Raw genomic sequence first — 8327 nt, 5'->3', positions numbered from 1 at the left:
AGCCGTGAGCACAGTTGAACCCATGTAACATTAGTTATCCTAGCACAGCAGGTAGCCCATACGTTTTGGGGTGTGTTTAGCAACATATTGGTTATTTGCCGTGGTTATGGGAGATATTGTGCCGTCTTGCACACATTACCGCAGGTTTATGGGGGTGTGTGGGTTGGCGATCACTGCCTGAGCTGTATTGCTGGCGGCGTGAATTGTTCAAACTATTATGTTTGGCTAACAAACTTTGTGCAAAACGGGGAGGTAATTGCGCAACTTTTTACAGGTTGATGTGAGCGTCACTTTGGTTTGTAGCGTGGACACGCATGAAAAAAGGCCTTCGGTTTTCCGAAGGCCTTTTCATTCACGATGGTGGAGACGAGGGGGATCGAACCCCTGACCTCTTGACTGCCAGTCAAGCGCTCTCCCAGCTGAGCTACGCCCTCGTGACGAGGAGATATTATAGGGGAATGTTTGCGGGGATGCAAGAGATTTTTTTGGGTTGTTGCCCTGCCTTACGGGTTTTCCTGGGACGGGGCTGAATTGACTGATTTTGACTTCGGCAAAATCAGTCAATTAACCCACCGTCCCGATAAAACCCTCACGCGGCGGCACCTTACTTGTAAAGGTAAGCGATGGCCGTGCCGGTGTGGACTTGAATCTTGGCCGTTTTCCTTACGACATTAGAGATGCCCGTGTCAGCTAACAGGCCTAGAGGGCTGTGGTCTAGCTCCCACTCTAGGCCGTGTTCGCTTACTACTGTCCTAGGGGCTATGGCGATGATGGAAAAGGTTTTGCCCTCGGCACCCTCAATGGTCCAGGTCTCGCCAGCGTGAAGGATGCGGGCAATCACCTTGTCCTCGGCAATCCAAATGGGGGCATCATCGTAGCCTGCCAGTAGCCCTAACACAGACAGGGCCATGTCCGGGCGACCGCCGGTGGCGCAGGTCGCAACCACCTCGGCACCCGGCCAGCGGCGTCGGACGGAATCGAGCGCAAGTGCCAGATCGGTATAGTCCTTGTAGGGGTCGTGGCGCTCAACCTCAAAGGCCTCGGCGGCATCGACCAGCGCGCGGCCCGCGTCACTCACCGTGTCGGCATCTCCTACATACACGTCGCAACCCAGGCCAGCGCCTAGCAGCGCGTCGAGCCCGCGGTCCACGGCGACAACGTGGTCGCACTCCCCCGCTAGTCGACGCAACAGATCCGCGCTCGCCACCACGGGCGAACCACATACCACTAATACCTTACAAGCCACAGCCCTCGCCTAGCCCTTAAACGCAAACACACGGGCCAGATCCAGGTCCTCATAGCTATCGATAAAGATATCGCAGTTATCGCGAACCTCGTCGCGCTCCATACGGCCGTGCGGGTCATAAATGCCCACGCGCTTAAAGCCTGCAGTGCCAGAGCTCTTAAGGCCAAAGACGGCGTCCTCAAACACCCACGCGTGCTCAAACTGGTGCCCATGGCGCTCCTCAAGGCGGCGCAGCGCCAGCTCGTACACATCGGGGAACTGCTTGGAGCGGCCCGCCTCGCCCGTCGTGGTAATAAACTCCATATAGGCGTCGAGCCCCGCACCCGCGAGTGCGGACTGCACCAGCTCGGCCGGCGTGGACGTGGCCACGCACATGGCAATGCCGGCCGACTTCGCCTGCTCCAAAAATGCCAGGAGCCCCTCGCGCGGCGGCACCTTGGAGTAGCCATCAATCAGAATCTCACTCAGCTCGCGATACAGCTCCTCGCCATTTTCGCCAATGCCCCAGGTGTCGTGGTAGGCCTGGCACTCGTCCTCGAGCGACAAATGCTCAAACTGGGCAAAATCGTCAACCGTTACATCAATGCCGTGACGCCGCAATAGTTCGGGCTGTGCATAGCCCCAAACGGGGGTGCTATTTACCAGTGTGCCGTCGCAATCAAAAATAAAAGCAACATTAGAGGCGGCTGTGTGGTTCATGCATAAACCTTTCAATGTCAAATGGTAAACAACCTGCTAAAAACGTTTTACCAAACGTAAATTTAAAAATCTTCAAACCCTAATTGATAAAACTGTCAAGAGTTTTACCATCGCAATTCTGTCAGTGGCATAAACATGGCGCTCACCGATTAAACGCCACCGTAAATCCACTTTCGTCCATAAAACTAACGGACAGGTGTTATTGTGGTTTTGCCGAAAGTTCCACCGAGCACGCGAGGTGGGACGAATCATAGAGCTATCGCCGTCCCTTCGATTCGTGCAGCCTTGGACCTTTCGCATCTAGTCACCAAGGCAACACGCTGCCGCGTCATGATGGGATCAAACGTGAGCGATACAAAGCTAAAGCCAGCAACCAAAAAGCCCGCTACCCGTAAAGCCGCCCCGCACGCACCGGAGCTCACCAAGGACGATGTCTATCTGTTTGGCATTGGAATGTGGGAGCGCAGCTGGGAAAAGATGGGCGCGCATCCCGACACGCAGCAGCGCACGCGCGGCTGGCGTTTTTGCGTTTGGGCGCCCGACGTTAAGAGCGTCCACGTTATCGGTGAATTTAACAATTGGGACGAACAAGCCAACCCGCTGGTGCCCGTACACACGAGCGCTATCTGGGAAGGCTTTATTCCTGGCGCCGAGCAGGGCCAGCTCTATAAATACCTCATCGAGACCAACGAGGGCGAAAAGCTCTACAAGGCCGATCCGTACGCCTTTAAGGCCGAGTGCCCTCCGGGAACGGCGAGCGTGCTGTGGACCCTCGATGGCTACCAGTGGAACGACGCCGCGTGGCTCAAGCGCCGCGCCGGCCACAACCACATGTCGCAGCCGCTCAACATCTACGAGGTGCATATTGGCTCGTGGAAGCGCCACGGAGACGAGCCACAGGGCGAGCCGGACGAGTACGGCAACTACCCCGGTCCCATGGACCCCTTCCCTGCGCAGCGCGGCGAGTTTTACACCTACGACGACCTGTCGGTGGAGCTCGTGGACTACGTGCGCGATATGGGCTACACGCATATCGAGGTCATGCCGCTTATGGAGCACCCCTTCGATGGCTCCTGGGGCTATCAGACGACCGGCTACTTTGCCGCCACGTCGCGCTACGGCAACCCGCAGCAGCTCATGCACTTTATCGATGCGTGCCACGAGGCGGGCATCGGCGTGATCATGGACTGGGTGCCCGGCGGTTTTTGCGCCGACTCCCACGGCCTTGCCACCTTTAACGGCCACATGCTGTTTGAGCACGAGATTCACCCCAACTGGGGCACGCACAAGTTTGACTTCGCCCGCGGCGAGGTCCGCTCCTTCTTGGTCTCCAACGTGCTGTACTGGATCGAGAACTTCCATGTGGACGGCATTCGCATGGACGGCGTGTCCAGCATGCTGTACCTCAACTTTGGCATTGACGATCCTGGCCAAAAGAAGTTCAACAAGTACGGTACCGAGGAGGACCTGGACGCCAGCGCGTTTATCCGTCAGGTCAACTGCGCTGTTGAGGCGCACTACCCCGACGTGATGATGATGGCCGAGGAGTCCACCGCGTGGCCGCTTGTGACCTACCCGCCGCAGGACGGCGGCCTGGGCTTCCACTACAAGTGGGACATGGGCTGGATGAACGACACCCTGCACTACATGCAGACCGATTTTCCGTGGCGCCCCGGCAACCATGGCTTGCTCACGTTCTCCATCATGTACGCCTTTACCGAGAACTTTATCTGCCCGCTGAGCCATGACGAGGTCGTGCACGGTAAGTGCTCGCTCATCGGCCGCATGCCGGGTGACTGGTGGCGCCAGTTTGCCGGCCTGCGCACGCTCGCCTTCTACCAGATGACGCACCCCGGTGCCAAGCTCAACTTTATGGGCAACGAGATCGGCCAGTTTATCGAGTGGCGCTACTACGAATCTATTCAGTGGTTCTTGACCGAGCAGTATGAGACTCATGCACACCATCAGGCGTTCATTAAGGCGCTCAACCACCTGTATACCGCCGAGCCCGCCCTGTACGAGCGCGGCTACAATGACGACGGCTTTACCTGGATCGACGCGGACAACTCCAAGCAGTCCATCGTGAGCTTTGTGCGTCAGGGCGAGGACGTCGATGACGACCTCGTGATCCTGATTAACTTTGACCCGGCGGCCTACGAGAGCTTCCGAGTGGGCGTGCCGCGTGAGGGCGACTGGGAGGTCATCTTTGACTCCGACCGTCCCGAGTTTGGCGGCAGCGGCTATGCCGGCGAGGAGCCCTACACCTGCTCGAGCGAGCCCTATCCCTGGAACGGGCAGATGGACTCCATCGAGATTAAGGTGCCCAGCCTGGCAGGCGTGGTGCTTAAGCGTCGCGGCCCCAGCAGCTATAAGCCGCCCGTGGTCGAGGAGCCCAAGAAGGCGACCCGCAAGCGTGCGTCCTCGATAAAGCCCAAGCCAGCGGCCGCCAAGAAGGCTCCGGCCAAGGCGAAGGCTACGACGACCAAGGCCAAGGCTAAGGCCGCCGCAAAGCCCGCTTCCAAGACCACGGCCAAGAAGGCAGCCACCAAAAAGGCTGCTCCCAAGGCCAAGGCAGCTGCCGTTAAGGCTCCTGCCAAGAAAGAGTAACAAAGGCGTTACCCCTGCATTTACCCGTCCCAGCGGGGCGTAGGATACAAGTCACAACCGTTCCGGGAGAAACATCCCCGGGGGAAGGAACGTATGAATAAGATCTTCGACAACAAGCAGGAGTTTACCGAGCTCTATCGCGATGCCGTCATGAGCATTAGCGGCAAGAGCGTCGAGGCAGCCAGCGACCTGGATCGCTTTAACGCCCTGGCCAAGCTCGTGGCCGAGAAGGCCCGCACCGTTGCCACCAAGAGCGACGCCCGCGCCACCGCCGAGGGCAAGAAGCGCGTGTACTACTTCTCGATCGAGTTTTTGATCGGCCGCCTGCTCGACAACTACCTGCTCAACTTTGGCGTGCGCGACATGGTCGCCGAGGCGCTCGACGATATGGGCCTTGACCTGTCCGTCATCGAGAGCCAGGAGCCCGATCCGGCGCTGGGCAACGGTGGCCTGGGTCGTCTGGCCGCATGCTTCCTGGATTCCATGGCAGCCGAGGGCATTGCCGGCTACGGCAACGGCATGCGCTACCGCTACGGCCTGTTTAAACAGGAGATCGTCAACGGCAGCCAGGTCGAAACCACCGACGAGTGGCTCACCAACGGCTATCCCTGGGAGGTCCGTCGTCAGGACAAGGCCGTGACCATTAAGTTTGGTGGCCGCGTCGAGGGCTTTGAGGAGAACGGCCGCACGTTCTATCGAACCGTGGACACGCAGGACATCCTGGCCGTCCCTTACGACATCCCTGTGGTGGGCTATGCCGGCGAGACCGTCAACAAGCTGCGCGTCTGGGCCGCTGAGCCGGTCGAGGAGCACTTTGACCTTGAGGCCTTCAACCGCGGCGACTACGCCCTGGCCGACGCCGAGCGCGCCGAGGCCGAGGCCATCAGCGCCATCCTCTACCCCAACGACGCCGGCGAGCACGGCCGTCTGCTGCGTCTGAAGCAGGAATACCTGTTTGTCTCGGCCGGCATCTATAGCCTGCTCGACACCTTTGAGAAGGAACACGGCGCGAACTGGGAGCTGCTGCCGCAGTTTGTGGCCATCCACACCAACGATACGCACCCCGCCATGTGCGGCCCCGAGCTCATGCGCATCCTCATCGACGAGAAGAAGCTCGAGTGGGATGACGCCTGGAACATCGTGACGCAGGTCGTGAGCTACACCAACCACACCATCCTGCCCGAGGCCCTGGAGAAGTGGCCCATCGGCACGTTCTCCAAGCTCCTCCCCCGTGTGTACCAGATCATCGACGAAATCAGCCGTCGTTGGCATGAGTCGTTCGATACTACGCAGGAAGGCTGGCAGGAGCGTCTGCGCCAGACCGCCATCCTATGGGACGGCGAGGTTCGCATGGCCAACCTGTCCGTGATCTGCAGCCACAGCGTCAACGGCGTGGCCAAGATTCACTCCGATATCATCAAGAACAATGTGCTCAAGGACTTCTATGCCCTGACGCCCGAGAAGTTCAACAACAAGACCAACGGCATCTCGCACCGTCGCTTCTTTGCCGAGGCCAACCCCACCTACGCCAAGCTCGTGACCGAGGCCATTGGCGACGGCTGGCTGAAGGACGCCTTTGAGCTTGAGAAACTCAAGGAGTTCCAGAACGACACCGAGTTCCTTAAGGCCGTGGGTGCCTCCAAGCGCGCCAACAAGGAGCGCCTTGCTGCCTACGTTAAGGCAGAGACCGGTCTGATTATTGACCCCAACACCGTCTTCGATGTTCAGGTAAAGCGTTTCCATGCCTACAAGCGCCAGCTCATGAACATCATGAAGGTGATGGACATCTACAACCGTCGCATCGCCAATCCCAACTTCCACGTGACACCGACGACCTTTATCTTTAGCGGCAAGGCTGCCTCGAGCTACACCTTTGCCAAGGAGACCATCCGCCTCATTAACTCCGTTGCCGAGGTTATCAACAACGACCCGCGCGTCAACGAAGTCATGAAGGTCTGCTTTATCCCCAACTTCCGCGTGAGCAACGCACAGCTCATCTACCCTGCCGCCGAGATTTCGGAGCAGATTTCCACAGCTGGCAAGGAGGCCTCGGGCACGTCCAACATGAAGCTCATGATGAACGGCGCCATTACGCTGGGCACCCTCGACGGCGCCAACATCGAAATCGCCGATTTGGCCGGCCGCGAGAACGAGGCGATCTTTGGCCTGACCGCTCCCGAGGTCGAGCAGCTCTGGGCATCGAACAGCTACTTTGCGTGGGATACGCTCAACAATGATCGCGAACGTCTGGGCCTCGTGATGGATGAGCTCAAGGACAACACGTTTGCCGGCCTTTCGGGCAACTTTGAGAGCATCTACAACGAGCTAATGAACAACAACGACCCCGACCTGGTCATGGCAGACTTCCGCAGCTACGTGGATGCATGGGAGAAGCTCACGGGCAGCTATGGCGACCAGGAGACCTGGAACCGCAAGGCGCTGCTCAACACCGCCTCGAGCGGCTGGTTCTCGAGCGACCGCACCATTCGCGAGTACCGCGACGAGATCTGGCACGCTTAAAGGCCGCGAGTTCCCTTTGCCGCACGGCATTACTCGACGGGCGCGACCGAGCGCCGCGCCCGTCGCTAATGGGTTTAGGAACATCGATGACAGAAGGAGAAACCGATGAGTAAGAAAGAATGCATCGCGATGCTCCTCGCAGGAGGACAGGGAAGCCGATTGGGGGCACTCACCCAAAAGATCGCTAAACCGGCGGTTAGCTTTGGTGGCAAGTTCCGCATTATCGACTTTTCGCTGTCCAACTGCTCCAATTCGGGCATCGACACGGTGGGCGTTCTGACGCAGTATCGTCCCTATCTGCTGCATGCCTACGTGGGCTCTGGCGAGGCGTGGGATCTGGACAGCCGCGACGGTGGCGTGTCGATCCTGCCGCCGTACGAGACGCAAACCGGTGGCGCATGGTATGCGGGCACGGCCGACGCCATCACGCAGAACCTCGACTACATCAAGTCCAACGACCCCAAGTACGTCCTGATTCTTTCGGGCGATCATCTGTATCGCATGGACTACCGCAAGATGCTCAAGACGCACATTGAGAACAACGCCGACCTCACGGTGAGCGTTATGCCCGTGCCGTGGGAGGAGGCCAGCCGCTTTGGCATCCTGACCACCGACCCCGAGGACGGCCGCATCACCAAGTTCACGGAGAAGCCCGAGAAGCCCGATTCGAACCTCGCGTCCATGGGCATCTACATCTTCTCGGCCGACGTGCTGGTCAAGGCGCTCGAGGAGGACGCTCTGGACCAGCGCTCGAGCCACGACTTTGGCAAGGACATCATCCCCAAGCTGCTCGCCGAGGACAAGCGCCTGTACAGCTACGAGTTCCACGGCTTTTGGAAGGATGTTGGCACCATCGCCAGCTTCCACGAGACCTCGATGGACCTGCTGGGCAACAACCCCGAGTTCGATCTGTTTGACAAGAGCTTCCCCATCATGTCCAACATCACCACGCGCCCGCCGCACTACATTGGCCCGGACGGTCGCCTGGACGACTGCCTGGTCTCAAATGGCTGCAAGATCTACGGCACCGCTCGCCACTCGATCCTTTCGACCGATGTCATCATCGAGGAGCGCGCCGTGGTCGAGGACTCCGTGCTGCTGCCGGGTGCGCACGTTAAGAGCGGCGCGCACATTTGCCGCGCTATTTTGGGCGAGAACTCCACGGTCGAAGAGGGCGTGAAGCTCGGCTCTGTCGATACCACCAAGGATACGGCCGTCGTTGGAAATGACGTCGTTGTCGGGAAGGGGGAATGAT

At 59.0% G+C, this 8327-nt stretch carries 5 protein-coding genes and 1 tRNA gene; 3 read left to right on the top strand and 3 right to left on the bottom strand.

All coding sequences use genetic code 11. The features are described 5' to 3' along the window. Positions 1 to 358: 358 nt before the first annotated feature. From ACTQXM_RS07700 to ACTQXM_RS07690, 3 genes are all read right to left on the bottom strand, one after another. A tRNA-Ala gene (locus tag ACTQXM_RS07700) sits at positions 359 to 434 on the bottom strand. A 170-nt stretch (positions 435 to 604) separates the two neighbouring features. Beyond that, a complete protein-coding gene (locus ACTQXM_RS07695; protein ID WP_441537490.1) occupies positions 605 to 1246 on the bottom strand; it encodes a thiamine diphosphokinase in 642 nt (213 codons plus the stop codon). Positions 1247 to 1255: 9 nt separating this feature from the next. Then, positions 1256 to 1945 (bottom strand): HAD family hydrolase, encoded by a 690-nt coding sequence (locus ACTQXM_RS07690; protein WP_441537489.1) that lies wholly within the window; start codon positions 1943 to 1945, stop codon positions 1256 to 1258. Between the two features lie 330 nt (positions 1946 to 2275). Here ACTQXM_RS07690 and glgB point away from each other — a divergent pair, with 330 nt between their 5' ends. The 3 genes from glgB to ACTQXM_RS07675 all read left to right on the top strand — a co-directional run bounded on the left by glgB (position 2276) and on the right by ACTQXM_RS07675 (position 8326). Next, on the top strand, positions 2276 to 4552 hold the full coding sequence (gene glgB, locus ACTQXM_RS07685) for a 1,4-alpha-glucan branching protein GlgB (protein WP_441537491.1): 2277 nt from the start codon (positions 2276 to 2278) through the stop codon (positions 4550 to 4552). Between the two features lie 93 nt (positions 4553 to 4645). Next, on the top strand, positions 4646 to 7072 hold the full coding sequence (locus ACTQXM_RS07680; RefSeq protein WP_441537488.1) for a glycogen/starch/alpha-glucan phosphorylase: 2427 nt from the start codon (positions 4646 to 4648) through the stop codon (positions 7070 to 7072). A 105-nt stretch (positions 7073 to 7177) separates the two neighbouring features. Continuing rightward, positions 7178 to 8326, top strand: a complete 1149-nt coding sequence (locus ACTQXM_RS07675; protein ID WP_427747384.1) for a glucose-1-phosphate adenylyltransferase — start codon at positions 7178 to 7180, stop codon at positions 8324 to 8326. The last annotated feature ends 1 nt before the right edge of the window (position 8327 follow it).

The organism is Collinsella sp. LCP19S3_D3, assembly GCF_052121455.1.
In the GTDB taxonomy this organism is placed as follows: Bacteria; Actinomycetota; Coriobacteriia; order Coriobacteriales; family Coriobacteriaceae; genus Collinsella.
This window is presented reverse-complemented; position numbering and strand designations above follow the sequence as displayed.

Excerpts from the sequence above, each read along its gene's own strand:
- ACTQXM_RS07690 (WP_441537489.1), bottom strand. The coding sequence starts at position 1,945 with ATGAACCACACAGCCGCCTCTAATGTTGCTTTTATTTTTGATTGCGAC.
- glgB (WP_441537491.1), top strand. The coding sequence starts at position 2,276 with ATGATGGGATCAAACGTGAGCGATACAAAGCTAAAGCCAGCAACCAAA.
- ACTQXM_RS07680 (WP_441537488.1), top strand. The coding sequence starts at position 4,646 with ATGAATAAGATCTTCGACAACAAGCAGGAGTTTACCGAGCTCTATCGC.
- ACTQXM_RS07675 (WP_427747384.1), top strand. The coding sequence starts at position 7,178 with ATGAGTAAGAAAGAATGCATCGCGATGCTCCTCGCAGGAGGACAGGGA.